This is a genomic window from Peribacillus sp. SIMBA_075 (assembly GCF_046534585.1).
Genome location: NZ_JAWRYN010000992.1, coordinates 1 through 257, shown reverse-complemented (window position 1 = coordinate 257; position 257 = coordinate 1). Strand labels below are relative to the sequence as shown.

At 67.3% G+C, this 257-nt stretch carries 1 protein-coding gene; it reads right to left on the bottom strand.

Features of this window, described 5'->3' with window-relative positions; all coding sequences use genetic code 11:
* Positions 1-225, bottom strand: a 225-nt coding sequence (locus tag SB775_RS31250) for an MFS transporter (protein WP_410865160.1), incomplete at its 3' end; no start/stop codon positions are given.
* Between the last annotated feature and the right edge of the window lie 32 nt (positions 226-257).

The following is a 257-nucleotide window of genomic DNA, read 5'->3' as shown; positions in this document are numbered from 1 at the left end:
AAGCTGCATGAGTTCCGCCCCAAGGAACGGTGCCACGACGGGGGCGATACCCGTGAAGAGCGCCACCCGCGCCAGTCCCCTGATGAGCTGACGTCCGTCCGCCACATCACGGATCATTGCGAGAGCCACGACCCCGCCTCCGGCCGCGCCAGCGCCCTGAACCACCCTCAGCGCGAGGATCCAGGTGATCTCGGGAGCCGACGCGATCGCGAGACTGGCGCCCACATGAGTCGCGGTGGCGATCAAGAGCGGTATTC